The following is a 25,245-nucleotide window of genomic DNA, read 5'->3' on the forward strand; positions in this document are numbered from 1 at the left end:
TCCCTTTTCAGGGAGTTTTTTTATGTCTTAACTTTGCAGAAATTCAGTCTCACAACCCATGAAACTATTCAAGAACCAGTGGTCTAATATTATTTTTATTGTGATCATCCTTGCCATGATCATTCCCCAGACCAGGAAACCAATACAGATCTTCGTAAACAAGCTTATTTCTTTTGCGCCGTCAGTAAATGATGAAGAAGACAGAGAAAAATTAGCTGATTATAATTGGGTGCTGGAAAATGTAAGAGGTAAGCGTGTCGAATTTTCAGAATTTGAGAATCAAGTGGTCATCGTGAATTTCTGGGCAACCTGGTGCCCACCCTGTATCGCTGAAATGCCAAGTTTCCAGGAACTATATGAAGATTATGGAGACAAGGCTACTTTCTTATTTGTTTCAAGTGAACAACATGAGACTGTAGATGGATATATGAAGCGGAAGCGTTTCACCTTACCTTCTTATAAAATGCTTACCAAAGCTCCGAAACCCATGGATGGAAGAACTCTGCCAACTACCTATGTGATCTCAAAAAAGGGTAGTATCGTGGTAGATAAGGTTGGTTCTGCCGACTGGAACAGCGATAGTTTCAGGCAAACTCTGGATAAGCTTATCGCAGAGTAATTATATTTTTTTGAAAAAGGATTTCAGAAATTGTGGGTGGAACAGTGATTTCATGATCTTTAGTTCCTCTGAAATTTTTGTTTCTTCATCGAGAAATCTGAAAATATCCTGGATAGTATTTTTTGTGTATAATTTGGTGAATACCTCTTCTCCAAGGTCATTTCTTTTCTCAAGGACATCCAGGAAAATAGCGTCATATTTTCTGAATTTTTTATTTTGAAGCTTATGAGAAGGAACCAGGCCACTTTTAATATTATCGATTAATAGGTCTATTTTCTTTTCAGTATTTTTAAATGAATATCCAGACGAAGCCTTTACCCAGCCACCGGCGGTGCCAATCTTCGTGATATATTCTGTGTTTTGTTTATGAAACGAATAATCGGTCATGGGGATCAAGCCTTTTTCCGATTCAATAACCTTATAATCTTCGATTTTTAAGATATCTGAAATATAGCGTTGAAGATATTTGTCGTATTCATCATCCTCTACTGTGAAGGGCGTGAAAAAAGTGAATTCAACCAGGGCTTCATTTTTAGATACCGGAAGAACATAGGTGAAACTTGTAGAATTCTGATATTTGATACGGTAATCCATCATCGTGAAATTCCTATCATCAAATTTCTCATTTTTAGTTTTGATCTTCCAGCCCTTAAAATGTTGAAATATCTTTGTTGATTTTGTATCCTTAAGATAATGTTCAGGGGGTCTACTGTCAAAAAAATGGGTGGCCGTATAGTTTCTTTTTTTGCCAATGGCTGTCCTGGTGACCTGGTCTATCTTTTCAATTTCATCTTTTGCGAAGGTGACGTGTTCTGACTTTTCTAATTTTTCCCTGATGAATCTATAGAAATCCAGGGATCGAAGCATTTTATAGGAATATGGTTCAAGGTTCAAAGTTTCCTTTGCACCAGAGGAAATGAATTCGGCCTTGCTCCAGCTCTTATGGATTAAATGATCCCAGTTACCTTTACCATTTTCCCAGAAACACCAGGTTTTGTCATTTTTAGATTTATCTGAAGGATCGATAATGACGATCTTTTTCCCTTTAAAAAAAACATCATTACTTATGCTGTAGGCCAACTGTAAACCAGCCAGACCACCGCCAACAATGGCGTAGAAATAATCTGGCGTTATCATCTAGCGAAGATCTCTATTTTTTGAAGTATTTGAATGGCACGAAAAGCATTCCGAAACATTCACCATCATCTTTTCCAAGATGTTTATGATGCATTTTATGGGCTCTTCTTATTCCTTTTGCGTATTTATTATTGGCATTCCTAAACAACTTGAATCGCTGGTGAATAAAGATATCGTGCACGGTAAAGTAAGTGATCCCATAAGCAAGAATTCCAAGACCTATAGGAAGTCCAATCCAAACATCTTCATATTTCCATAAAAGAAAACAGCCAATACTAACCAGGGCATAAAAAACAAAGAAAAGGTCATTTCGTTCCCACCAGCTGCTGTGGTCTTTCCTGTGATGATCTTTGTGTAATTTCCAGAGGAAACCATGCATCACATATTTATGAGTAAACCAGGCCATACCTTCCATGATTATAAAGGTGCCTAGAAAAACTGCGATCCATATTAAAACATTCATCGTTCTTTATTTTATATAAGATTCAATCTATAAGAAATATAAGATTTTGCTAGCAGGCCAGCCTTTTGATAATTTGGAACTCTAATCCTTCGTTTTCTTATTTCCAGTGATGGAATCCTTTTTAATTTTTGTAATAATTTTCGATAGTAAATATAAGCAGTATAAACTCCAAATTTAGCCTCGACCGGAAGATTACTTATACCTTTTAATCCTTTATGAAAATCTTCCTCAATTTCTCTAATGATCTGCTCTTTATTCATCTCATTCAATTGGGAAAGATCAACATTAGGAAAATAGCTTCTGCTAAGATCTTCGTAATCGGCTTTTAGATCCCTTAAAAAGTTCACTTTCTGAAAGGCCGAACCCAGACTCATCGCGCTCTTTTTTAGTTCTTCATATTTCTGTTGATCGCCATCTACAAAAACCTTTAAGCACATTAGGCCTACCACATCTGCGCTTCCATAGATATACTGCCGGTATTCTTCCATAGTTAGGTATTCAGACTTATGAAGGTCCAGACGCATGCTCTTCATGAAGGCATCATAAAGTTCTGTTTCAATACCATATTTATGAACTGTTTCCTGAAATGCGTTGAGAATAGGATTTAAAGATATACGTGCTTCAATAGCATTATAAAGATCTCTTTCAAAATCATTAAAAAGTTTCTCTTTATCATAATCATGAAATGTATCCACGATCTCATCTGCGAACCTTACAAAACCATAGATGTTATAGATATCCTGTCTTATAGATGGAGCCAACATCTTCGTAGCTAATGAAAAAGAGGTGCTGTAGGAGTTTGTAACCGTACGGCTGCAGGATCTGGATACATTGTCAAAAAGCGCTTTCATATTATTTCTTTTCATTTTTATCGATTAGACCTGCTGCCAGTTTACCTGAAATTAAGGATGGTGGAACCCCCGGGCCTGGTACGGTTAGCTGTCCAGTAAAATATAGATGTTCAACCTTCTTGCTTCTTAATTTTGGCCTTAAAAATGCAGTTTGAAAAAGTGTATTTGCCATTCCATAGGCATTTCCTTTATAGGAATTATAAGCGTCTTTGAAATCTTTCACACAAAAGGACTTTTTAAATATAATATTATTTTTAATTTTTTGTCCGGTAATTCTTTCAAAACGATCAATGATAATATTGAAGTAACGTTCTCGAATCTCCTCGGTATCTTCCAGGTCTGGAGCTAAAGGTATCAGGAATATGCCTGCTTCTTTGTCATTTGGAGCGCAGGATTCATCGGTAATCGAAGGAAAACTCGCGTAGAATAATGGGTTTTCCGGCCATTTTGGGTCGTCATAAATATTCTTTGCATGTTCTTTAAAGTCACTGTCGAAGAAAAGGGTATGATGAGAAACGTTTTCCAGCTTTTTATCAAATCCAACGTAGAATAAAAGAGATGAGGGAGCGAAAGTCTTTCTTTTCCAGTAATCTTTCGAATACTGTCTAAGTTCTTCAGGCAATAATTGCTCTGAATGATGATAATCTGCTCCAGTAAGGACAATATCAGCATGGTGTTCCTGACCATCTACCACGATTCCTTTGGCTTTGCCATTTTCAGTGATAATTTGATCTACGGGTGAATTGAGGTGAAAAATAACTCCCAGGGATTCAGCAAGATCCTTTATACCTTCAATCACCTTGTACATTCCCCCTTTGGGATGCCAGGTTCCTAATCCAAAATCGGCATAGTTCATAAAATTATAAAAGGCCGGGGTATCACTTGGTTTCGCTCCCAGGAATAATACAGGAAATTCCAGTATTTGCCTCAATTTATTGCTTGTGAAATCCTTTCGAACATCTGCGCTTATGTTGGTAAAGAATCTAGATATTCTGGTTGCGGTTGCAGGAGTAACCAACTCCATCGGTGATATCCCAGGACGATAAACCAGGTCCTTGATCGCAATGTCGTAGTTGTCTTTCGCCTTCGTTATAAAGTTTTCAAGTTTTCTAGAACTTCCGGACTCAACTTTTTCGAAATTGTTATAAATCTCGTTTAAAGACCCGGGTATTAAAACTGAATCATTTTCTCCGAAGTAAACCTGATAGGCAGGATCGAGTTTTTCCAGTTGGTAAAAGTCAGAAGTTTTTCTATTGAAATCGGAAAAAAACCTCTCAAAAACATCAGGCATCCAATACCAGGTAGGGCCAATATCGAAAGTAAAACCTTCTTTTTTGAATTGCCTGGCTCTGCCACCAACCGTGCTGTTTTTTTCAAAAACTTCAACTTTATAGCCTGCTTTGGCCAGGTAACAGGAAGCGGCGAGAGATGAGAAACCTGAGCCAATTATTTTAATTGTCTGGGGCATTGTAAAGGTTTATAGTTGGTTTATAAATTCATTCAGGTTTGATTGAATTTTTACGTTTTCTGCCATTTTTGATTTGTCAATTTCCTTGGTTCTCTGGCCAAAAAGAAGTAATTCGTGGTTCTTTTTCCCACAGATCTTTTCCTGAAATTCTTCTACAAATTCATGAATATCTGTATTTACCGGTGATACCGTAAGGTAACTTACGAAAACGAGGTTCTTATGGATTTTCATCAGGTAATCCATATTGTCTAGAGGTAAACTGGGACCTAGATAAACAGCATTCTTTCCTGCATTAAGCAATTCATAATTCAGGTAAAGAATTCCCAAATCATGAATTTCATTAGTTGGAAGGAATAGCACATACAGTTTTTCATCCTCCTCATTAATCATTTCAGATCTTAGGTCGGCTATATTAAGGTAAATTTTTTGTTTTATGAGTTCAACTATATAGTGCTCATGAATAGGCTTTATAGTATCTGTTTGCCATAGCAGCCCGATTTCTTCGAGTAGGGGAAGAAAAACATCATGGAACACCTCTCTAAAGCTTCGCTTTTCTCTTAGTTTATTGTAAGTCTGCTGAAAAAGCCTGTCATCGAAATTCATCATAGCAAGCTTAAAAGAGTTTTTTGACCTGTTTTCTTCGCTCGAGGAAGCTGAAATTCGTTTAACCAGGTCGTTGATCTCTTCTTCCTTCATTTTTGAGATACGGGAGATCTTATACCCATGGCTGTTTAAAAAGGCAATATTCAGAAGTTTTTGAAGATTTTCGCCATTATAGGTTCTAATATTGGTGTCTGTTCTTTCTGGATTCAGAATATCGTAGCGTTTTTCCCATATTCTAATAGTATGAGCCTTAATCCCGCTAAGGTGTTCCAGGTCTTTTATGCTAAAGTTTTGTTTAATGTGTTCCATGATTCTTCATAGGGATTAAACAAATCTAAAGAATTAAAGTAAGTAAAAGCTTTATTAAAATGTTAAAATGTTTAATAAAGAAATTAAAAAATTAAACAAAAATGAAACTTGAAAAGAATATAGGGGTGTAATCTAAATTAAAGAGTAGATCTTATTAATTAAGGAAAAAAAAGTGATTGAATAAAAATGAAGTAGTACCCGAGGCGGGACTTGAACCCGCACGTCCTAATGGACACATGGCCCTCAACCATGCCTGTCTACCAATTCCAGCACTCGGGTTTGAGATTATGGAAAAGCTCCATAGGCTGGTAATAAAAAACCGGAGGGATTCCGGTGCAGAACTTAGAAGTGATCTGGCTGGGGCTCGAACCCAGGACCCTCTCCTTAAAAGGGAGATGCTCTACCAACTGAGCTACCAGATCTTGAACAAAACGATATATTTTGAACTTATTTAGTGATCTGGCTGGGGCTCGAACCCAGGACCCTCTCCTTAAAAGGGAGATGCTCTACCAACTGAGCTACCAGATCAATAAAAAGCATCCGTCTTTTTGCGAATGCGGGTGCAAATATACACTCATTAATTTATTTTTCAAGCCTAAATTGCTATAATTTTATCATAGTTTTGCGTTTTACTCATTTTAAGCAGATTAACACATGAAAATTTTTTTACTGGGCTACATGGGATCCGGGAAATCTTTTATTGGAAAGCGATTAGCGGAAAGAATTGGGCAAGAATTTATAGATTTTGATGAGGAAATCGAAAAAAGAGAAAAATCTACAATTTCAGATATTTTTCAGCAGAAAGGAGAGATCTATTTCCGTAAACTGGAGCTTAAGGTTCTAAAGGAAATGATAGCGCTGGAAAAAAGTGTTGTTGTTTCACTTGGTGGAGGAACTCCTTGCTATGGTGATAATATGGAATTGATTAAAGCAGCTGAAGATATAGAATCGATTTATCTGAAACTTAATATCGAGAACTTGACCAACAGGCTTGAAAAAGAGAAGGAGAAGCGCCCCTTGATAAGTCATTTAAAGAAAAGGGAAGACCTTGAAGATTTTATCAGGAAACATCTTTTTGAAAGAGGATTTGTTTATAGCCAAAGCCAACACATCATTAATTGTGATTCAAAGACTGCTGAGGAAATAATTAATGAAATTGAAGATAGGCTAAAATAATTCAACTCTCTCTTTTCCTTTTTCGAAGCTGACTTTTACTGTTTCACTTAGTGAAGTTGAAAGGGAGATGCCTTTAAAATCTGCCTTTACAGGGTATTTCTTATGATTTCTATCTACTAATACGGCGGTGTTAAAATGCTTCAAAGGTACTTCCAGAAAGTGACGTACGCCGTAGATCAAGGTAGTGCCGGAATTCAGGACATCATCTACAAGTATAATCGACTTGTTTTTATATTGCTCTGGGGATAATGAGGTCTTAATTTCTCCTAGAGGATTCTTTTTATCCATTTCTACCTTACACAAAATAATTTTCAGAGGAGAAATTTCTTTAAGTTCAGTCTCTATTTTCTCAGCCAGGATAAATCCATTTTTTGCAATTCCTGCAATTATGATTTCCTGCTCCTCAATATTGCTTTCGTAAATCTGGTAAGCAATCCTTCTTATCTTATGTTTGATCTGTTCCTGATCTAAAATTGGATGACGATCCTTCATCGGTTATTTTTTTCTGAATTTAAAAAACAATTCATTTCCCTGTCTTGGAGGAATGGAATTATAGCAGCGTTCAAAAATATCTATTTTGAAGTAAGGGCTAAAATACGTTAAATATTCTTCTTTTGATCCACCGTAAGGAGGGCCGTTTGGTTTTAATTCAAAATCGAAGAAAAGGCCTGAAATTGTACCGTTTTCAGATAATAGCTCAAAAACTTTCTTCGCGTAATCTGGTCTTTTCTCAACCGGGATGGCACAAAAAAAGGTTTGCTCCAGGATAAGGTCAAATTCATTCTCCAGTTCAAAAAAGTCCTTTTGCAGCAACTGGTTTTCAGGAAATAAGGGAACCCTGCTTTTTAGGTTCCTTAAAGGCTCTTTGGCGATATCACACACGCTTATATTTCTATATCCATTCTCAAAAAGATATTCGGCTTCATAAGAATTGCCTGCTCCCGGAATAAGGATCCTAAGGTTCTTATCCCTAAGTTGGTCTATATAATTCTTTAGTGGTGTTGATATTGATCCTATATCCCAACCTGTATTTTTTTCTTTATAACGCCGGGACCAGAAATCTTCATTCATTCTCCTTGTTTTTTTCCTTATTAACTTTATCTGCAGCATTCTCGAACCAATCGTCTATATCGCGACGATCCTTTTTGGTTGGCCTTCCGGTTCCTTTCTTGCGGTAATAATCCTTTGAATATTTTAGAAGGTCTAGTTTTTCAAAAGCCTCTTTTGGTGTTTTATCATTTATATACAAATTGACAAGTTTTGCGCCAACACGGCTTTTTGGGATGTCCAGGATTTCAATTTCATAATTTATCTGGTTCTTTCGAACTCTTAACTGATCCCCTGGAAATACATCTTTTGAAGGTTTTAGGATCTCATCTCCCAACCTTACTCTTCCTTGTTTACATGCATTTGTAGCAATACTTCGGGTCTTAAAATATCGAACACACCATAAAAACTTATCAACTCTCATAATTTGACCACTAAATCCACGTTTATAATGAAGCAAAAATACAAGAATATTGTATCTTGCGGCTCCAAAATAAAATTCTGATGAGATTAAACAAAATAATGATGATTTGCCTAACGGCTTTTCTTGTTTTTTCATGTGATAATGATGATGATACACCAGAAATTGTTCCGCCTAGGGATAGAGGTGAACAGGCCATAGAAGACGATCAGGCATTAATAGATTACATGTCTTCACATTTCTATAATTACGAGGAGTTTGAAGATCCGGCAGAAGATTTTGACTATGTAGTAAGATTCGACTCGATCACTGGTGAGAATCAGGATAAAACTCCAATTATTGAGTCTGAGAATCTTGTTACCAAAACGGTTAACTTTGAAGGTGTAGACCAACTATTATATGTATTAGTAGTTAGAGAAGGGGAAGGGCCTAAACCATCTTTTGCCGATTCTACCTTTGTAACCTACAGAGGACAGTTATTGAATGATGTTGTTTTTGATAGCAGGTTAAAATCACCAAGCTGGTTTAATTTAACCTCTTATTATGTACAAGGTCCTAACGGGCCTTCCCTAGTGCCGGGACCTGTAAAAGGTTTTTCAGAAGGACTTCAAGAATTTAGAGCCGCTACTGGTTATACCATTAATCCTGATAATACCATTCAATGGAATAATGATTTTGGAGTTGGTGCTATTTTGATGCCTTCGGGACTGGCATATTTCAATAATTCTCAGTCCACTATTCCTGCATATTCTCCACTTATCTTCAGCATAAACATGTATCAGGCAAAAGAGGCCGATCATGATCGGGATGGAATTCTATCTTTAACAGAAGATATAGATGAAGATGAAAGTATTTATAATGATGATACCGATGGAGATGGTTTTCCAAATTTCTCTGACCCAGACGATGACGGAGATGGAACCCCAACTCGTGACGAAATTGTAATCAATGAGGACGGATCTGTCAGTTTTCCTGATTCCAATGGTAACGGTACTCCAGATTATCTAGATCCGGATACTTTTTAAAATATAGTTTTTCAAGCAATAAAAAAACCCGGAAATTATTCCGGGTTTTTTATTGTAATGCATTCAGTTTTTATTTTCCTCCAATGGATTGCAGGTCGCCAATACAGGCATCTTCCAGTCCCGGTATTTCAGAACCTTCAATAACATCCAATACCCCGTTTCCAAACTCGATAGAAGCTCTCATTAAACAACCTTCCACCGCACAGTGACCTTTATTTTCCTGGTCTTCGTGATCTGTAACTGGGGGTGTACCCAGGTTTACAAGTCCAAATAAATGTCCGAATTCGTGATTCAGGGTGGCGGCCTCTATTACGGCTCTATCTGGAGCGCCGGAACGGTTTGAAAAATCTCTTATGGTTTTGCCGTAGACGATAATAGAGGTATTCCTGAAGGCGGATCCCAGGGTAATTGTATTTTCCTTTTCCTCATCCTTTTCTCCATCTGCAAAATAGATCCAAACCGCAATTTCATCTCCTACGTTGTATAGAGTTCGTGTTTCATTTTCTACCGCTTTAATATCTTCCTCATCAAATGGGGATCTGTTTGAAGATTCTGTAGAACGCAGGTTAATTTTTATACCATCAGGTTTAAAAGTCCTTGCTTCAAGAAAACTTCTGAACTGGTTTATGGCTTCGTCCGTAGGCCTGAATCCTTCAGCATATACAACCTCAATGTTCATTGAAGTATATTCCATATCACTCAACAGGTCTGAGCCTGAAGAACCTGTGACTTTAAGGTTTGGAGCTCTTTTGTCCGTTGGGTTATCTGAAGTTTCCGTAGAACAGGAAATCACAAAAACGAGCGAGACAATTAATAGGAAAAACCTGTTAAATCTGATCATGATAAAATATATGAATTGAATCAAAAGTATAAAAAATCCCGGTTTAGTTGAGGTTTTTGGCTTTATTAAAGAAATATTAGCTTATTAACCGGGTATTTTGAAGCTTTTATTTCATTCTCAAACAGGCCAAGAATTCATAGTTCTCTCCCTGCTTAATGATTTCACAGGAAAAACCATTTTGTTCAGCCTTTTCTTTCAGCAATTCGGGGTCGATATAAAGCCAGTCGAAATAGTCAGATTTAACCCCTTTATAGCTCACGCTGTATTCCAGTTCACCATAATAATGATTATCTTCTGTGATTTCCTCATCAAATAGGTAAATAAGATCTGAAGAATCTAATAAGATTTGGCCGTTTTCAGTTAAAAGGGTCTTTGCATGCTGGAAGAAATTCCCAAGTTTATCCAATTTTCCAATAATTCCGCTTCCATTCATAAGCATGAGAATAGTGTCGTATTTATTGTCCTTTAATTTGAAAAAATCTCTGCAAACCGCATTTTTGACTCCTCTTTTTCTGGCGATCTCTATTGCCATGGGCGAGGTGTCTAAGCCCAGAACCTTGAGATTTTTTTTGTCCTGAAGATATAATGAGTGGCTCCCGGCACCGCAGCCTACGTCCAGCAAATTACCCTTACTCAATTCTAACGCTTCTTGTTCTATTTCCGGCATCTGACTAAAATCTCTGAATAGATAATCTACAGGAATAATATCATCATCGAAATCTGGTGAATGTACTATGATATCGGTTTTGTCATGATCTTCATAAAATGCCTTGATGGCCATGCCGAATATATCCTTATTTTTATCCAATGGAAGAGATTCTTAAGAGTTTACCTGATAGGGCCAAAGATAAGAAGAAGGAGAACAGGAAGTTCTTTTCAAAGCTAAAGAAAAGACCACCTAAAAATTTAGATTCTTTAATGCTTGAACTTCACGAAGATGAGTTTTCCAGAACCGACTGCCTTACCTGTGCAAATTGTTGCAAAACAACGGGTCCCTTATTTACTCAGAAAGATATTGAAAGAATAAGCCGTCATTTTAAAATGAAACCGGGAGAATTCATCGATGCTTATTTGAGAGTTGATGAAGATAATGACTTTGTACTACAACAGGTGCCATGCCCGTTCTTGGGAGAAGATAACTATTGCTCTATCTACGAAAAGCGTCCGAAAGCTTGTAGGGAGTACCCGCATACAGATAGGAAAGATTTCCATAAGATCTCAAATATCACCATTAGAAATACAGCAGTATGTCCTGCGGCTTTCAATATTGTTGAGGAGATGAAGAAAAGGATCAAATGATCAACCTATGTTTCTTGCAAGAATCACGTATAAAAGCGTTCCCAGTAAGGGTGCTAATAAGATATAGACCAGCCAGATAATTTTTTCAGTGAGGCTCAGGTATTTTTAACGATTTCGAGAATAGCCCAGATCACAAAGCACATGCCTAAGATGATCATGAAAATGATAAAAGACAGGGTTGTTTCTTCCGTTAATAAATAAGGTATTTTTGTCTTGTTGAGGCATAATCTTCAAGTCCAGGTTCCCATGTTGCTCTTATTTTTTCAGCGCTCATACCTTCTTCTATTTGTTTCTGAAGTTTTTCAGTCCCGGCTAGCTTGGTGAAAAACTGGTTGAAGAATTCATTTTTATCTGAAGTGTTCTCATAAGCTTCAATAAGCCAATCCAGGTTGAGGTTGTTTAAATGATCGGTATCTGTAAGATTCTTTCCATAACATTTCTCACCCAGGTGTTTTGGGTTTTTTGCACCATCTTTCGATTCTGGAGTATAGGCAAAATTAAAATAGTTCTTATCCAGGAAAGGAGATCCAAATACCTGAAATTGATGATCTGTACCTCGGCCTGCATTCACATTGGTTCCTTCAAAAAAGCATAAACTGGGATATAAGTTTATAGATTTATCATTAGGAAGATTAGGCGAAGGCTTAATTGGGAGAGAATATTTTTTGGAATGATCGTAATTCTTCATTTCAATTACTTCAATTTCACATTGAATTCCGTTTTTAAGCCACTTTTCACCATTGATCATTTTCGCATATTCTCCTATGGTCATGCCATGGACTACAGGAACAGGATGCATCCCTACAAAACTGCTAAATTCAGACTCAAGGATAGGACCATCTATATAATGCCCGTTGGGATTTGGCCTGTCCATGATGAGTAATGAAATTTCATTTTCCGCACAAGCTTCCATTAAATAATGAAGCGTTGAAATATAGGTGTAGAACCTGGCACCAACATCCTGGATATCGAAGATCATCAGGTCGATCTTTTTCAAAGTTTCGGCTGATGGTTTTTTGTTTTTTCCATATAAGGAGACTACTGGCAAGCCAGTTTTGGTGTCTGTACCATCTTTAATTACTTCGCCAGCATCTGCAGTTCCCCGAAAACCATGTTCAGGGGCGAATACTTTCTGAATATCGATATCCAAATTAACCAGTGAATCGACCAAATGCGTATAATCGCCTGTTTCGGTTTTAATAACTGAAGTTTGGTTTCCTACGACCCCGATTCTTTTATCTCTTAATAAAGGTAAATATTCCTCTGTTCGATTTGCACCAGTGATAATTTCTGAATTTTGGTTTGGTACTGGTTCAGAATCTGAATTATTTTCAGATAATTTCTCAGATCCTTTGTTGGTGTTTCCACAGGAAAGAATTCCGATAAGAAAGAATAAAAATGTACTTTTGAGCAATCTCTTAATCATAGAATATTGAATTTCGAGTATTTTGTAGTCAAACGGCTAATCAGCACTAAAAAATATAAAAGTAGCATATCTGCCCCTATAATAAAAATAGCAATTACGGCAATTGCTATCGGGGTTGTTATGATGCTTGTATCTTTCGCAACCGGCCTTGGACTACAGGAGAAAATTCGAGATAAGATCGCTGCTTTCAATGGTCACATCAATATCTCCAGTTACGATAATAACAGTTCCAAAGTATCCCTAATTCCAGTTTCAAAAGACCAGGACTTTTATCCAAATTTCAACTCTGTTGAGGGGATAGACCATGTACAAGCCGTGGCCACGATCTTCGGGGTAATAAGGACTGAGGAAGATTTTGAAGGTGTGATCGTTAAAGGGGTTGGAGATGATTATAACTGGGAATACTTTGAAGATTTTATCAGAAATGGCCGACTTCCAGATTTTTCGGAAGGACTGAATGACGAAATACTTATTTCTCAATATCTGTCTAACCGGCTTCAACTTAAGGTTGGAGATAGAGTTCCTACTTATTTTCTCAGGGATGAAAGTGACAGGCCTATTGCCCGTGGATTTGAAGTTGTTGGGATTTATGAATCCGGATTCCAGGAATTCGATGAATTATACCTACTGGCTGATATAAGACATATACAGCGCATCAATAAGTGGGAGGATGACCAGGTTGGTAATTTCGAAGTTTTTGTAGATGATTTCGATGAGCTGGATCAAAAAGGTAATGAAGTTTATGAGAATACAGGTTCCTTTCTGGATACTCAAACCATTAGTCAGAAATACTATTCCATTTTCGAGTGGTTGTCGCTTTTCGACTTCAATATAGCTCTGATCATTGGGATCATGATATTGGTCGCCGGAATAAATATGATCACAGCATTACTGGTTTTGATCTTAGAGCGTACACAAATGATTGGTATTCTCAAAGCTCTTGGTTCTGCAGACTGGAGCATAAGAAAGATTTTTCTCTATAACGCGGGATACCTTATCATACTTGGTCTTTTCTGGGGGAATTTGATAGGGGTAGGTCTACTTGTGATACAGAAATATTTTAAGGTGGTTCCACTAGATCCACGAACTTATTATGTCACCGAGGTACCAATTTACCTGAACTGGGATTATATTCTTGCTGTAAATATTGGAACCTTGCTTTTGTGTATTCTCATGTTGTTAATTCCATCTCTTATTATTTCAAAAATTTCTCCTGTAAAGGCAATTAAATTCGAGTAATATTCTCCTTCGGAATATAAGCCTCTCTAATCCTTGGTATAAGCCTTAAGGATTTTTTACATTTGCAGTCCTAAAAATTGAAAATGGAATACGCTGAAAATATACTGGGTACCATAGGGAACACCCCCTTGGTTAAAATGAATAAGATCGTAGAGGAGATCGATGCCCTTGTACTTGCTAAATATGAAACCTTCAATCCCGGAAATTCTGTAAAGGACAGAATGGCCGTTAAAATGGTAGAGGAGGCCGAAGAGAAAGGTTTGCTGAAACCAGGAGGAACTATTATCGAGGGAACCTCCGGAAACACTGGAATGGGACTTGCTCTTGTCGCTATTGTTAAGGGGTATAAGATGATCTGCGTGATGAGCGATAAACAGAGCAAGGAAAAAATGGATATCCTTAAAGCAGTAGGAAGCGAGGTTGTAGTTTGTCCTACTGATGTGGAGCCAGACGATCCCAGGTCTTATTATTCAACTTCAAGGAGGCTTGCTGAAGAAACGCCTAATTCATGGTATGTGAATCAGTATGACAATCTTGCCAACCGCAAAGCTCACTACGAAACCACAGGACCTGAAATATGGAGACAAACAGATGGGAAAGTGACCCATTTTGTAGTAGGAGTTGGAACCGGAGGCACTATTTCTGGAGTTGGGAAATATTTGAAAGAGCAAAACCCAAATATTAAAGTTTGGGGTATTGATACCTACGGATCTGTTTTTAAAAAATATCATGAAACCGGTATTTTCGACGAAAAAGAGATCTACCCATATGTTACCGAAGGAATAGGAGAGGATATTCTTCCTAAAAATGTAGATTTTGATGTGATCGATGGATTTACCAAGGTTACTGATAAGGATGCAGCGGTTTATACCCAGAAGCTTTCCAAGGAAGAAGGTTTTTTCCTGGGTAATAGTGCCGGTGCTGCAGCAAAAGGCCTACTTCAGCTAAAAGATCATTTTAAAAAGGATGATGTGGTTGTGGTGTTATTTCATGATCACGGGAGTCGTTATGTAGGGAAAATGTACAATGACGACTGGATGAGAAAAATGGGATATATCGAATAAATTCCCCAAATTCATCTGGTCCTTTCAGTTTAATTAAATTTAAATTATATGGTAAAGAACTATTGGTTATTCACCAGTTTATTTTTTTTAATAACACTTTTCACAAACGCTCAAGATAAGCAAAGCGAAACTTCAGATATGGAAGTTTCATTAAAGCTCATTAATCCTACACGTGAGATCAATGACGGAGAAGCCCGCGTGAAGGTTGAGGGTGGTCAGCCTCCTTATCAATACAAATGGAGTAAACAGAATATTGCTTTGGAATCTAAAGAAGCCAAAGGTATTGTAGAAGGCCTTGATTATACCGTTACAGTTTCCGATTCTGATGGAAACACAGTAAAAAAGGATTTTACTATTCCTGCAAACTCTATTACCGAAACTTTTAATAGTAAGGTGCAACCAGCGGTAGATTTCCTTGGTGGTATACTTTTCTGGGATCCTTTTGAAGCTATAGGGATTTACGATCCTGTTGTTTATACAGACCAGAAGGAAATCCCGGTTCCGAACTGGGATGCAACTACAAGTAATGTATTTACACTTAAAAAATGGCTGGTCTCTGAAGGTTCATCAGTAAGTGAAGGTGATAAAATTGCCATAGTTCAAAAAGATTCAGGAGAAGAAATAGAAGTTTTTACTGATGCTGCAGGGAAGTTGAATTACCTGGTTCAGGAAGGTAATGAGATCTTCAATCCAAATATTAAGGAAGACGTTATCGAGCAGAATGCTCATATGGTTGCCCAGGTTGAGTATGATGACCCGCAGCCACTGTATCATCCTAATGGAGATATTAGAAAAAATTCAATTCCATTTATTGTAATCTGGCTAATCCTGGGTAGTATCTTTTTTACTCTAAGGCTTGGATTCGTAAATATTAGGGGATTCAAACATTCAATTGAGCTTGCCAAAGGAAAATTTGATAACCCAGATGCTCCTGGTACGATTACTCACTTCCAGGCCATGGCTACGGCAGTTTCGGCTACCGTTGGTTTAGGAAATATTGCCGGGGTTGCCGTTGCGATTTCTCTGGGTGGTGCCGGAGCAACTTTCTGGATGTTCACCGCCGGTTTCTTTGCGATGTCATTAAAATTTACAGAATGTACTCTGGGTGTGAAGTATCGTAAGATCAAGGAAGATGGAAGAATATTTGGTGGTCCCATGAATTACCTGCGTTACGGTCTTGAGAAAAGGAATATGAAAGGGCTGGGTAAATTTCTAGCTGCGTTATTCGCCGTACTTGGAATTGGAGCGTCTTTTGGTGGAGGTAATATGATACAGTCTAATCAGGCCTTCAAAATTGTATCCGAACAACTTCCATTCTTGCAGGGATACGGATTCTGGTTCGGAATAGGCTTTGCAGTGCTGGTTGGAGTCGTTATCCTGGGGGGTATTAACAGTATTGCACGAGTAACCAGTAAGGTGGTACCTGTAATGGCTGTTATCTATATCCTGGGTTGCTCCGTGGTTATTGGAGTAAATTTTGAAAACATTGGCGGTGCCTTTTCCGCTATTTTCAATGGAGCGTTATCTGCCAGTGCTATGAAAGGAGGATTTATTGGAGTTCTTATCATTGGTCTGCAAAGGGCAGCCTTCTCCAGTGAAGCCGGGGTTGGATCTGCGGCGATCGCTCATAGTGCCACTAAAACCGAAAATCCTATTGCAGATGGTTTTACTTCTTTGGTTGAACCCTTTATAGATACTATGGTAGTTTGTACCATGACTGCACTGGTATTAATTTTTACCGGAATGCACGAAGTTGGCGGCGGAATGCAGGGGGTGGAATTAACAGCAGATGCCTTTGGTAGCGTGATCTCCTGGTTTCCTGCTGTACTTGCTTTAGCAGTTTTCCTTTTCGCGTTTTCCACGATGATTTCCTGGTCTTACTACGGGATGAGATCCTGGACCTACCTGTTCGGGCAAAGTAAAAAGTCTGAGATCATTTATAAGGTTTTATTCCTGCTTTTTGTAGTAGTGGGGGCCTCGGTAAGTCTTGGAGCCGTATTGAGTTTCTCAGATATGATGATCCTGGCCATGTCTTTCCCTAATATTATCGGACTGTATATTATGTCTTCTGAAGTTAGGGGAGATATGAAAGAGTACTGGAATAAACTGAAAAATGGAGAATTATTCATAAATCCAAAATTCAGGAAGGCAGACTAAATTAATTTCTTGCTTAAAACTATTAAAAGCTTCGCCTCACCGGGCGAAGCTTTTTTTTGCTAAGAAAAGGCTAAACCTGTTGGATTTATTTTACATTAATATCAAATATTCTATTTTCAGGGAATAAAATTGAAATATGAAGAAAATTTACCTTTTACTCCTCGGTCTTATTTTATTCTCTTGTAGTTCTACCTTAGATGTAACCGATAACCAGGAGCCGGAAAATCCTAATTTTACCTATCTCGCTTTAGGTGATTCTTATACAATTGGAGAAAGTGTTATGGAAACCGAACGCTGGCCGGTGCAACTCGCCGAGCAGCTTAGAGATAGGAATTATAAAATGGCGGCGCCTAAGATCATCGCCAAAACCGGATGGACTACCGGTGACCTGTTGAGAGGTATGGATAATGAACTTAGTATTCAGCGGGATTTCGACTTAGTCTCTATATTGATAGGTGTTAATAATCAATATCAAGGCAAGCTTATCACGGAATATGAAGAAGAGCTCCGTAGTATTTTCCGTAGAGCGATCAATCATTCAAAAACCAGGGAGAATGGAGTATTTGCGGTAAGTATTCCCGATTACGGGTATACTCCATTCGGGTCGGCGAATCAGGAAGAGATCAGTGCAGAGATCGATAGATATAACGAAGTTTTCCGAAGAGTGGCTGCAGACTTTAATGTACCTTTTTATAATATAACTCCAATCTCCAGAAACGCGGGGGAAAACCCTGAGCTTATTGCTAGTGACGGTCTTCATCCAAGTGGATTAATGTATAAATACTGGGTTGACCAAATTGTAAATCAGGTAGCTGAAAAACTTCCCGAATAAAATTTTATAACCCTCATTTTCAATTGTTTAATTTGATACATTTGAAAGGTGAGGGAAGACTTTCTATATCATATCTGGAAGTTTCGGAAATTTAGAACCGAAGCTTTAGAAACCACAGACGGGGACTATATTGATATAGTACATCCGGGAGTTCAGAATGAGCTAGCCGGCCCAGATTTCTTCAATGCGAAAATTCAGGTAGGTGATCAGCTTTGGGCTGGAAATGTGGAAATGCATATTAAGTCTTCAGACTGGTATTTTCATAATCACGAAACCGATCCTAATTACGATAATGTCATTGTTCATGTAGTTTGGGTACATGATGTCGAGGTATATAGGATGGATGGTTCTACTATTCCAACCATCGAATTGAAAGGAAAGGTTGATGCCGAACTATTGGAAGCCTACTTTTCCCTGCTAGAAAAGAAACATATTCAGATAAATTGCGAGAACGATTTTAAAGATTTTTCAGAATTTCAGTTGCAACACTGGCTTGAGAGACTGTATTTCGAAAGACTGGAAGCTAAATCAGAAAAGATCCTTCAGATTTTATCGGGAACTGGAAATAATTGGGAGTGGGTTCTATTTATTATGCTCTCTAGAGGTTTTGGCCTGAATGTGAATGCTGAATCCTTTACACAGCTGGCTAGTAATATCGATTTCAGGATCGTACAGAAATTATTTAGAAAACAACTCTCACTGGAAGCTTTGCTGTTAGGGCAGGCAGGATTGATGCAGGAGACTGATAATTATGGGAAAAACTTATCTGAGGAATATAATTTCCTGAGGAATAAATTTTCATTGAATGATAACTATTCGGAGAAACCACAATTTTTCAGATTAAGACCAGATAATTTTCCAACTATCAGGTTGGCACAATTGGCCGCTCTTTACGCAGAAAAGAATAACTTCTTTCAGAGCATTATACAGTGCGATAATATTATAGATTTGAGAACCCTTTTTCAGGTTAATGTTTCGGAATACTGGAAAACACATTATAACTTCGGAAAAAAGCATAAAACCCGTACTAAAAATCTATCAAATAATTTTATTGATCTTATCCTGATAAATTGTGTTATTCCTCTACGACATTGTTATGCGAAATATATCGGAAAGGATGAGGTGCAGTTAATCCAGGATTTTATTTCTGCCGTCAAACCAGAGAAAAATTCAGTAATAAAGATCTTTGATGATTTACGCCCTGGAACAGCGAGCAATGCCTTGCAGTCTCAGGCTCTGTTGCAATTAAAAAATGAATATTGTAATTTGAATAACTGTCTGCAATGTGAATTGGGTGCTTCTTTATTGAAAAAGTCTCCCAAATACATTTAAATTTGTGACATGTCTAACTTCATATCTGATATTCGGTATTATCTGGAGAAACATGGGTTCTATGTTTCTACACGTATGGCAGATAAATTGGGAATGCGCGCCAAGAACGTAAGGTTGTTCTTTATATATGCGTCGTTTTTTACCATGGGAGTTGGCTTTATAGTATACCTCGTATTAGCCTTCTGGCTTAAATTGAAAGATCTAATTTACACCAAGCGAACTTCGGTATTCGATCTATGAGAGAGCTGATAGATTCAAAATTAAGACTGGCCGTTGTGTTAATCATTTTGGTATTTATAACCGGAGTGATTGGTTTTCACTTCCTATATGATTATACCTGGATAGATGCCTTGTACATGACTATTATCACCATAAGCACTGTGGGATATGGCGAAGTACAGCCAATGGGGACCTACGGCAAACTATTTACCTCGGTATTTATTATTACTGGACTTTTTATTTTCGGTTTTGGATTATCAACCATAACTGAATACGTGCTAAACAAGAACAATATTGGTAATCTAAAACGTAATAAAATGAAAAAAAGAATTGATTCTTTTAAAGATCACATCATTGTTTGCGGGTACGGGCAAAATGGTAAGGAAGCGGTTCAAAAGTTATTGGATTACCGGAAGAATTTTGTGATCATAGATGATAATGAAGAAGTTTTTCAAGGAATCGATGATGACAGGCTAATTTATATTGTTGGGAATGCTACCGAAGATGAGGTTCTTATTAGCGCAGGAGTGGAAAGGGCTTCTACACTTATTTGTGCCTTACCCAGGGATGCCGATAATTTATTCATTGTTCTCTCTGCAAGGCAGTTAAAAAAAGATCTTAAGATCATAAGCCGGGCTACTGAAGAGAACAGTTATAAGAAATTAAAACTTGCGGGAGCAGATAATGTGATCATGCCAGATAGGATAGGAGGTAGCCATATGGCTTCTTTGGTGGTAGTTCCAGACCTGGTAGAATTTCTCGATAACCTTTCAGTTTCTGGAGAGCATGATAGTATAAACGTGGAACAGATACCTTTCACCAAAGTCTGTTCAGATGGCATAGAGAAGACGATTGCCGAAACCGATATTCGTAGAAAAACAGGATGCTCTATTATTGGGTATAAATCACCTTCCGGAACTTATGTGGTAAATCCAGAACCTTCTTTAAAACTAGAGAAAGAATCTAAATTGATCATGATTGGAAGACCGGAACAAATAGAAAGTCTAAAAAAATATTATTCGGTATAATATGAGATGGCTAAAAAAGGTATTGCAGATTCAAATTCTATTTAACAATAAATTCACAATTTAACTCCCAAAAGTTTGATATAGCCCATTTTTTTAGCATATTCACCGGCTGGAAATTTAACTTTAAATAAATAACGCAAAACTATATGAGAAAGTATTTGCTTTCAATGTTCTTTTTATTTTCAATTTTTGGATTGTCTGCACAAGAACTGGACGTAAAAGCCAATATTGGTAATCCTTCAAACGTCATTAATAACGGGTTCATCGAATTGGATGTAACCGGTGGTACTCCTCCTTATCAATATAAATGGTCTAACCAGTCTACCAGCCTTGAATCTAACAGGGCTGAAGGTCTAACTGAAGGAATTTCTTATGAAGTTGTTGTTACCGATAGCCAGGGAAAATCGGTTGAAAAATCTTACACCGTAAAAGCTGAAGCTATTACCGAACATTTTAATGGAACTTTTGCCCCTATAGTTGAAAATATGGGTAATGTGCTTTTCTGGGATCCATTCTCTGCAATTGGGATCTATGATCCGGTAGTATATGCAGACTTAAAAAGGATCGAAGCCCCTGAATGGGATGCAACCGAGAAGGTAAAGTATGTTCTTAAAGAATGGCTGGTTGAAGAAGGTGAGCATGTCACCGAAGGTGATCCTGTAGCTATCGTTACTAAAAATGGTGAAGAAATTACAGCTAATGCAAACGCCGAAGGTTCTTTAAAGCATTTTCTTGATGAAGGTGAAGTCATTTATGATTCAGAGAATAAAGAGGACGTTATTGAGCAGGGAGCTCAGTATTTTGCGAGCATAGAATATGATGAGCCGGTTGCGTTATTACATCCTAACGGAGATCCTCAAACTAAAAATATTCCATTTATTGTGGTTTGGTTGGTGCTAGGAGCATTGTTCTTTACGCTTCGTCTTGGATTTATTAATATTAGAGGTTTTAGACACTCTTTACAACTTGCTAAAGGTAAATTTGACGATCCAAACGCCCCAGGTCAGGTAACCCACTTCCAGGCTTTGGCAACTGCCGTTTCTGGTACCGTAGGTCTTGGTAATATCGCCGGTGTAGCTGTAGCTATCTCACTTGGAGGTGCTGGAGCAACTATGTGGATGATCCTTGCGGGACTTCTAGGGATGTCTTCGAAATTCGTAGAATGTACCCTGGGTGTAAAATACAGGTTTATTAATTCTGAAGGACGTGTTTTTGGTGGGCCAATGAACTACCTTAGATACGGTCTTGAAAAAAGAAATAAAAGAGGCCTTGGTAAATTTCTTGCCGGCTTCTTCGCCATCCTGGCAATTGGTGCTTCCTTTGGTGGAGGAAACATGTTCCAGGCTAACCAGTCTTTCTCAATCCTTGCAGGGGAATTCCCGATGTTGGCTGGAAATGGATTCTGGTTTGGTATCGTAGTAGCAGTTCTTGTAGGGATTGTTATTATAGGTGGTATTAGTAGTATTGCAAAAGTAACTGGGAAGATCGTACCTATTATGGCGGCGGTTTATGTGATTGGTGCATTTGTGGTTATTGGAGTGAACTTCGGAAATATTGGTCCTGCTTTTTCTGCGATCTGGGATGGAGCATTTAGTCCTAGTGCATTAAAAGGTGGAGTTATCGGAGTTTTGATCGTTGGATTCCAGAGAGCGGCCTTCTCAAATGAGGCCGGTGTTGGATCTGCAGCTATTGCTCACTCGGCAGCAAAAACAAATTATCCTCCATCTGAAGGTTTTGTTGCTCTTCTTGAACCATTTATCGATACCGTGGTAGTATGTACCCTAACAGCTTTAGTGCTTATCTTTACCGGTATGCACGAAGTTGAAGGTGTAGGAGGAGTTGAACTTACTTCTACTGCATTTGGAAGTGTGATCTCTTGGTTCCCATATGTACTTGCAACTGCAGTATTCCTTTTTGCTTTTTCTACCATGATTTCTTGGTCTTATTACGGAATGAGAGCCTGGACTTATCTGTTCGGAAAAAGCAAGAAAAACGAAATGATCTATAAATCTCTTTTCCTTGTGTTTGTTGTTGTTGGAGCATCTGTTAGTTTAGGAGCTGTCCTTGACTTCTCAGATATGATGATCCTTGCTATGTCTTTCCCTAATATCATCGGATTATACTTCATGATTGGTGAGGTTAGTGATGATCTTAAGGAATACACCCACAGGTTAAAAGCTGGGGAGTTATTTCACAAAACTGAAAAGAAAGAAGCTGAAGCGGCCTCTTAGGTCCTTTTAAATAATGAAATTCTTTAAATCCCATTTTGCGCTTTCCAGAAGTCAGCAAAATGGGATTTTTGTTTTAATTCTGGCCATTATCACTCTACAGGTGATCCTCATTGTAGATTTCTCCGCTGAACCTGAGTTAGATCCGGCAGAAACTACACAGGTTGAAGCTTTCCAAAAAGAACTTGATTCTTTAAATCAGGTCTCTGTTATTAATAAAAAGGATACAATTTATCCGTTCAATCCTAATTACCTGACAGATTTTAAAGGATATCAGCTAGGCCTGAGTGTCGAAGAGATTGATAGGCTTCTTGCCTACAGGGCGCAGGAAAAATGGGTGAACTCAGCCAGGGAATTTCAGGAAGTAACCGGCGTGTCTGATAGTCTTTTGAAAAAGATCTCGTCGTATTTCAGGTTTCCAGAATGGGTAGAAAAAAGGAATATTTACAAATCTGAAGTAAAAGATCCCAAAACAGACGATGTAGTTCTTGATCTTAATTCTGCTTCTGCTGAAGAAATTAAAAGAGTCAATGGGGTAGGTGAGGTGCTTTCAGAAAGGATTGTAAAATATAGAAATAGTATCGATGGTTTTATGGATCCCGTTCAGCTAAATGATGTTTATGGCTTAACGCCTGAAGTAATCTCCAGAATTAATCTAAAATTTAAGATACTTTCAAAACCTGATAGAACCATAAAAAATATCAATTCAATTTCTGAAGCCGAGTTGGCGGAAATACCATATTTTAAAGCTGATGTTGCCAAAAAAATAATAAGCTATCGTAAGCTTCATGAAGGCATTACTAGTTTTGAGGAATTAATAGAAATTGAGGGGTTTCCTTACGATAAAATCGATAGAATTAAATTATATTTGGCCATAGAGTAAAATTTGGAATAAAAAGCTATCCAGATTATTAAAAATATAATTCAGAAATACCACTTATTTCAAAATAAAAGTGGTTTAAAAATATTAGGATGAGTAGATATTTTACCGAGGAACATGAATTGTTCAGGAAGAGTTTTCAGGAATTTCTGCAAAAGGAAGTCGTGCCTCATATAGAGAATTGGGAGGAGACCGGAACCATAGAAAGATTTATATGGAAGAAGTTTGGTGAGATGGGATATTTTGGGTTGAATCAGCCTGAAGAATATGGTGGAATGGGTCTTGATCTTTTCTATACCGTAATTTTTCTGGAGGAACTTCAGAAGATCAATTCCGGAGGTTTCGCCGCTGCAATGTGGGCACATGCTTATTTGGCTATGACTCATGTAAAGGTGGAAGCAGATCACGATTTGAAGGAGAAATATTTAACTCCTGCCATTGAAGGTGAAAAAATTGGATGTCTTTGTGTTTCAGAACCTTTTGGAGGTTCAGATGTTGCAGGGATGAAAACCACTGCAACTAAAAAAGGTGATAAATATGTTATCAATGGTTCAAAAACCTTTATCACAAATGGTGTTTATGCCGACTTTTACGTGGTTGCTGCCAAAACAGATCCTGAGAAAGGAAACAAAGGAATGAGTATTTTCCTCCTTGATAAAGATTTTAAAGGAATCTCTGCAACCAAATTGAATAAACTAGGATGGAGAGCATCAGATACTGCTGAAATTGCTTTTGATAGTGTAGAAGTTCCCGAAGCAAACCTACTGGGAGAAGAAGGTAAAGGTTTTAGTTATATCATGCAGCATTTTGCAATGGAGCGTTTGATTATGGGTATTAATGCTCATGCTCGTTCCGAGTTTGCTTTGGAGTATACGATGGGTTATATGAAAGAAAGAGAAGCTTTCGGAAAAACACTTGATCAATTCCAGGCCTTGAGGCATTCAATTGCAGAAATGGTTAGTGAAGTGGAAGTGATCAAAGAATTCAACTACGCGACAGCTCAACGACTGAATGACGGAGAATATGTAGTAAAAGAGGCAAGTATGTCTAAAATGCTGGCAACTAAAATTGCAGATGAGGTAATGTATAAATGCCTTCAAATGCTGGGAGGTTATGGATATATGGAAGATTATCCAATGGCAAGAATGTTTAGAGACAGTAGACTTGGACCCATAGGAGGTGGAACTTCTGAAATCCTGAAAGAGATTATCGCCAAAATGGTGATTGATCAGAAAGAATACAAGCCAGCTGCTAAGTAAGAATTTTGGCGAAAATTGTTTTCAAGATTATCGCCAAAATGGTGATCGATCAGAAAGAATGCAAGCCAGCTGCTAAGTAAGAATTTTGGCGAAAATTGTTTTCAAGATTATCTCCAAAATGGTGATCGATCAGAAGGAATATATGGATGCGTCTCATCAGAAATTTGGTCTGAGTAGAATCGATATCCAGAGAATGGTTAGAAGTAAAAAGATCCTGGGTTATCCCGGGATCTTTTTTTGAGGCCATTCAGAATGAAATAAGTAATAAAAATATTGGGGGTTAATATAAATGCATTATCTTTGCATCCGATTCCAAAAGAAG

27 protein-coding genes and 3 tRNA genes are annotated in these 25,245 nt (G+C 37.8%); 15 read left to right on the top strand and 15 right to left on the bottom strand.

Annotated elements, in window-relative coordinates:
* Nucleotides 1-58 precede the first annotated feature (58 nt).
* Entirely contained in the window at nucleotides 59-619 is a 561-nt protein-coding gene (locus tag ML462_RS09620; RefSeq protein ID WP_240713610.1) for a TlpA family protein disulfide reductase, read from the top strand.
* Here the strand turns inward: ML462_RS09620 and ML462_RS09625 are convergent, their stop codons facing one another.
* The 8 genes from ML462_RS09625 to ML462_RS09660 form a co-directional block, all read right to left on the bottom strand.
* On the bottom strand, nucleotides 620-1,756 hold the full coding sequence (locus ML462_RS09625) for a lycopene cyclase family protein (protein WP_240713611.1): 1,137 nt from the start codon (nucleotides 1,754-1,756) through the stop codon (nucleotides 620-622). It lies immediately after the preceding gene.
* 13 nt (nucleotides 1,757-1,769) lie between these two features.
* A complete protein-coding gene (locus tag ML462_RS09630; protein ID WP_240713612.1) occupies nucleotides 1,770-2,219 on the bottom strand; it encodes a sterol desaturase family protein in 450 nt (149 codons plus the stop codon).
* Between the two features lie 11 nt (nucleotides 2,220-2,230).
* A complete protein-coding gene (locus ML462_RS09635; protein WP_240714072.1) occupies nucleotides 2,231-3,070 on the bottom strand; it encodes a phytoene/squalene synthase family protein in 840 nt (279 codons plus the stop codon).
* Between the two features lies 1 nt (nucleotide 3,071).
* Nucleotides 3,072-4,538 carry a phytoene desaturase family protein gene (locus tag ML462_RS09640; protein ID WP_240713613.1) on the bottom strand — a complete coding sequence of 489 codons (1,467 nt, stop codon included), beginning with the start codon at nucleotides 4,536-4,538 and terminating at the stop codon, nucleotides 3,072-3,074.
* 9 nt (nucleotides 4,539-4,547) lie between these two features.
* A complete protein-coding gene (locus ML462_RS09645) occupies nucleotides 4,548-5,450 on the bottom strand; it encodes a MerR family transcriptional regulator (protein WP_240713614.1) in 903 nt (300 codons plus the stop codon).
* A 195-nt stretch (nucleotides 5,451-5,645) separates the two neighbouring features.
* Nucleotides 5,646-5,729: transfer RNA gene (locus tag ML462_RS09650), tRNA-Leu, on the bottom strand.
* Between the two features lie 70 nt (nucleotides 5,730-5,799).
* Nucleotides 5,800-5,872 (bottom strand) — tRNA-Lys (locus tag ML462_RS09655).
* Nucleotides 5,873-5,905: 33 nt separating this feature from the next.
* Nucleotides 5,906-5,978: transfer RNA gene (locus ML462_RS09660), tRNA-Lys, on the bottom strand.
* A 126-nt stretch (nucleotides 5,979-6,104) separates the two neighbouring features.
* Here ML462_RS09660 and ML462_RS09665 point away from each other — a divergent pair.
* Nucleotides 6,105-6,626 carry a shikimate kinase gene (locus tag ML462_RS09665; RefSeq protein ID WP_240713615.1) on the top strand — a complete coding sequence of 174 codons (522 nt, stop codon included), beginning with the start codon at nucleotides 6,105-6,107 and terminating at the stop codon, nucleotides 6,624-6,626.
* On the opposite strand, the gene ML462_RS09670 is transcribed toward ML462_RS09665, so the two are convergent.
* The 3 genes from ML462_RS09670 to ML462_RS09680 are packed head-to-tail and all read right to left on the bottom strand — an operon-like array spanning nucleotide 6,618 to nucleotide 8,097.
* Nucleotides 6,618-7,118, bottom strand: coding sequence for a phosphoribosyltransferase family protein (locus ML462_RS09670; protein WP_240713616.1), 501 nt, complete (start codon nucleotides 7,116-7,118; stop codon nucleotides 6,618-6,620). The genes ML462_RS09665 and ML462_RS09670 overlap by 9 nt on opposite strands.
* A 3-nt stretch (nucleotides 7,119-7,121) precedes the next feature.
* Nucleotides 7,122-7,697, bottom strand: coding sequence for a TPMT family class I SAM-dependent methyltransferase (locus tag ML462_RS09675; RefSeq protein ID WP_240713617.1), 576 nt, complete (start codon nucleotides 7,695-7,697; stop codon nucleotides 7,122-7,124).
* A complete protein-coding gene (locus ML462_RS09680) occupies nucleotides 7,690-8,097 on the bottom strand; it encodes an RNA-binding S4 domain-containing protein (RefSeq protein ID WP_240713618.1) in 408 nt (135 codons plus the stop codon). The genes ML462_RS09675 and ML462_RS09680 overlap by 8 nt, the downstream gene beginning before the upstream one ends.
* An 80-nt stretch (nucleotides 8,098-8,177) precedes the next feature.
* Here ML462_RS09680 and ML462_RS09685 point away from each other — a divergent pair, with 80 nt between their 5' ends.
* On the top strand, nucleotides 8,178-9,119 hold the full coding sequence (locus ML462_RS09685) for an FKBP-type peptidyl-prolyl cis-trans isomerase (protein ID WP_240713619.1): 942 nt from the start codon (nucleotides 8,178-8,180) through the stop codon (nucleotides 9,117-9,119).
* 70 nt (nucleotides 9,120-9,189) lie between these two features.
* Here the strand turns inward: ML462_RS09685 and ML462_RS09690 are convergent, their stop codons facing one another.
* Both ML462_RS09690 and ML462_RS09695 read right to left on the bottom strand, forming a co-directional pair.
* Nucleotides 9,190-9,960: a hypothetical protein gene (locus ML462_RS09690; protein ID WP_240713620.1), complete on the bottom strand. Its 771-nt coding sequence runs from the start codon at nucleotides 9,958-9,960 to the stop codon at nucleotides 9,190-9,192.
* Nucleotides 9,961-10,066: 106 nt separating this feature from the next.
* A complete protein-coding gene (locus tag ML462_RS09695) occupies nucleotides 10,067-10,768 on the bottom strand; it encodes a class I SAM-dependent methyltransferase (RefSeq protein WP_240713621.1) in 702 nt (233 codons plus the stop codon).
* On the opposite strand from ML462_RS09695, the gene ML462_RS09700 reads away from it, so the two are divergent.
* The gene (locus ML462_RS09700; RefSeq protein WP_240713622.1) at nucleotides 10,768-11,259 is read left to right on the top strand and encodes a YkgJ family cysteine cluster protein; all 492 of its coding nucleotides are present in this window, start codon (nucleotides 10,768-10,770) and stop codon (nucleotides 11,257-11,259) included. The genes ML462_RS09695 and ML462_RS09700 overlap by 1 nt on opposite strands.
* Here ML462_RS09700 and ML462_RS16180 read toward each other — a convergent pair whose 3' ends face one another.
* Together ML462_RS16180 and ML462_RS09705 are read right to left on the bottom strand one after the other, a co-directional pair.
* A complete protein-coding gene (locus tag ML462_RS16180; protein WP_423738479.1) occupies nucleotides 11,260-11,358 on the bottom strand; it encodes a PLDc N-terminal domain-containing protein in 99 nt (32 codons plus the stop codon).
* A gap of 91 nt (nucleotides 11,359-11,449) precedes the next feature.
* On the bottom strand, nucleotides 11,450-12,685 hold the full coding sequence (locus tag ML462_RS09705) for an exo-beta-N-acetylmuramidase NamZ family protein (RefSeq protein WP_240713623.1): 1,236 nt from the start codon (nucleotides 12,683-12,685) through the stop codon (nucleotides 11,450-11,452).
* Between the two features lie 6 nt (nucleotides 12,686-12,691).
* Here ML462_RS09705 and ML462_RS09710 point away from each other — a divergent pair, with 6 nt between their 5' ends.
* The 11 genes from ML462_RS09710 (at nucleotide 12,692) to ML462_RS09760 (ending at nucleotide 25,164) form a co-directional block, all read left to right on the top strand.
* Nucleotides 12,692-13,924 carry an ABC transporter permease gene (locus ML462_RS09710; protein ID WP_240713624.1) on the top strand — a complete coding sequence of 411 codons (1,233 nt, stop codon included), beginning with the start codon at nucleotides 12,692-12,694 and terminating at the stop codon, nucleotides 13,922-13,924.
* Between the two features lie 83 nt (nucleotides 13,925-14,007).
* A complete protein-coding gene (locus ML462_RS09715; RefSeq protein ID WP_240713625.1) occupies nucleotides 14,008-14,988 on the top strand; it encodes a PLP-dependent cysteine synthase family protein in 981 nt (326 codons plus the stop codon).
* 48 nt (nucleotides 14,989-15,036) lie between these two features.
* Complete coding sequence (locus ML462_RS09720) at nucleotides 15,037-17,145, top strand: alanine/glycine:cation symporter family protein (protein WP_240713626.1); 2,109 nt, start codon at nucleotides 15,037-15,039, stop codon at nucleotides 17,143-17,145.
* Between the two features lie 136 nt (nucleotides 17,146-17,281).
* Entirely contained in the window at nucleotides 17,282-17,977 is a 696-nt protein-coding gene (locus ML462_RS09725) for an SGNH/GDSL hydrolase family protein (RefSeq protein WP_240713627.1), read from the top strand.
* A 48-nt stretch (nucleotides 17,978-18,025) separates the two neighbouring features.
* On the top strand, nucleotides 18,026-19,309 hold the full coding sequence (locus ML462_RS09730) for a DUF2851 family protein (RefSeq protein WP_240713628.1): 1,284 nt from the start codon (nucleotides 18,026-18,028) through the stop codon (nucleotides 19,307-19,309).
* A gap of 9 nt (nucleotides 19,310-19,318) precedes the next feature.
* Nucleotides 19,319-19,549, top strand: a complete 231-nt coding sequence (locus ML462_RS09735; RefSeq protein ID WP_240713629.1) for a PspC domain-containing protein — start codon at nucleotides 19,319-19,321, stop codon at nucleotides 19,547-19,549.
* A complete protein-coding gene (locus ML462_RS09740; RefSeq protein WP_240713630.1) occupies nucleotides 19,546-20,556 on the top strand; it encodes a potassium channel family protein in 1,011 nt (336 codons plus the stop codon). The genes ML462_RS09735 and ML462_RS09740 overlap by 4 nt, the downstream gene beginning before the upstream one ends.
* Before the next feature lie 146 nt (nucleotides 20,557-20,702).
* Nucleotides 20,703-22,787, top strand: coding sequence for an amino acid carrier protein (locus ML462_RS09745; protein ID WP_240713631.1), 2,085 nt, complete (start codon nucleotides 20,703-20,705; stop codon nucleotides 22,785-22,787).
* Between the two features lie 13 nt (nucleotides 22,788-22,800).
* Nucleotides 22,801-23,667 carry a ComEA family DNA-binding protein gene (locus ML462_RS09750; protein WP_240713632.1) on the top strand — a complete coding sequence of 289 codons (867 nt, stop codon included), beginning with the start codon at nucleotides 22,801-22,803 and terminating at the stop codon, nucleotides 23,665-23,667.
* Between the two features lie 89 nt (nucleotides 23,668-23,756).
* Nucleotides 23,757-24,923 (top strand): acyl-CoA dehydrogenase family protein, encoded by a 1,167-nt coding sequence (locus ML462_RS09755; protein WP_240713633.1) that lies wholly within the window; start codon nucleotides 23,757-23,759, stop codon nucleotides 24,921-24,923.
* 85 nt (nucleotides 24,924-25,008) lie between these two features.
* A complete protein-coding gene (locus ML462_RS09760) occupies nucleotides 25,009-25,164 on the top strand; it encodes a hypothetical protein (protein ID WP_240713634.1) in 156 nt (51 codons plus the stop codon).
* Nucleotides 25,165-25,245: the final 81 nt, after the last annotated feature.

The sequence above is a fragment of the Christiangramia lutea genome (genome assembly GCF_022489035.1).
Classification (GTDB): domain Bacteria; phylum Bacteroidota; class Bacteroidia; order Flavobacteriales; family Flavobacteriaceae; genus Christiangramia; species Christiangramia lutea.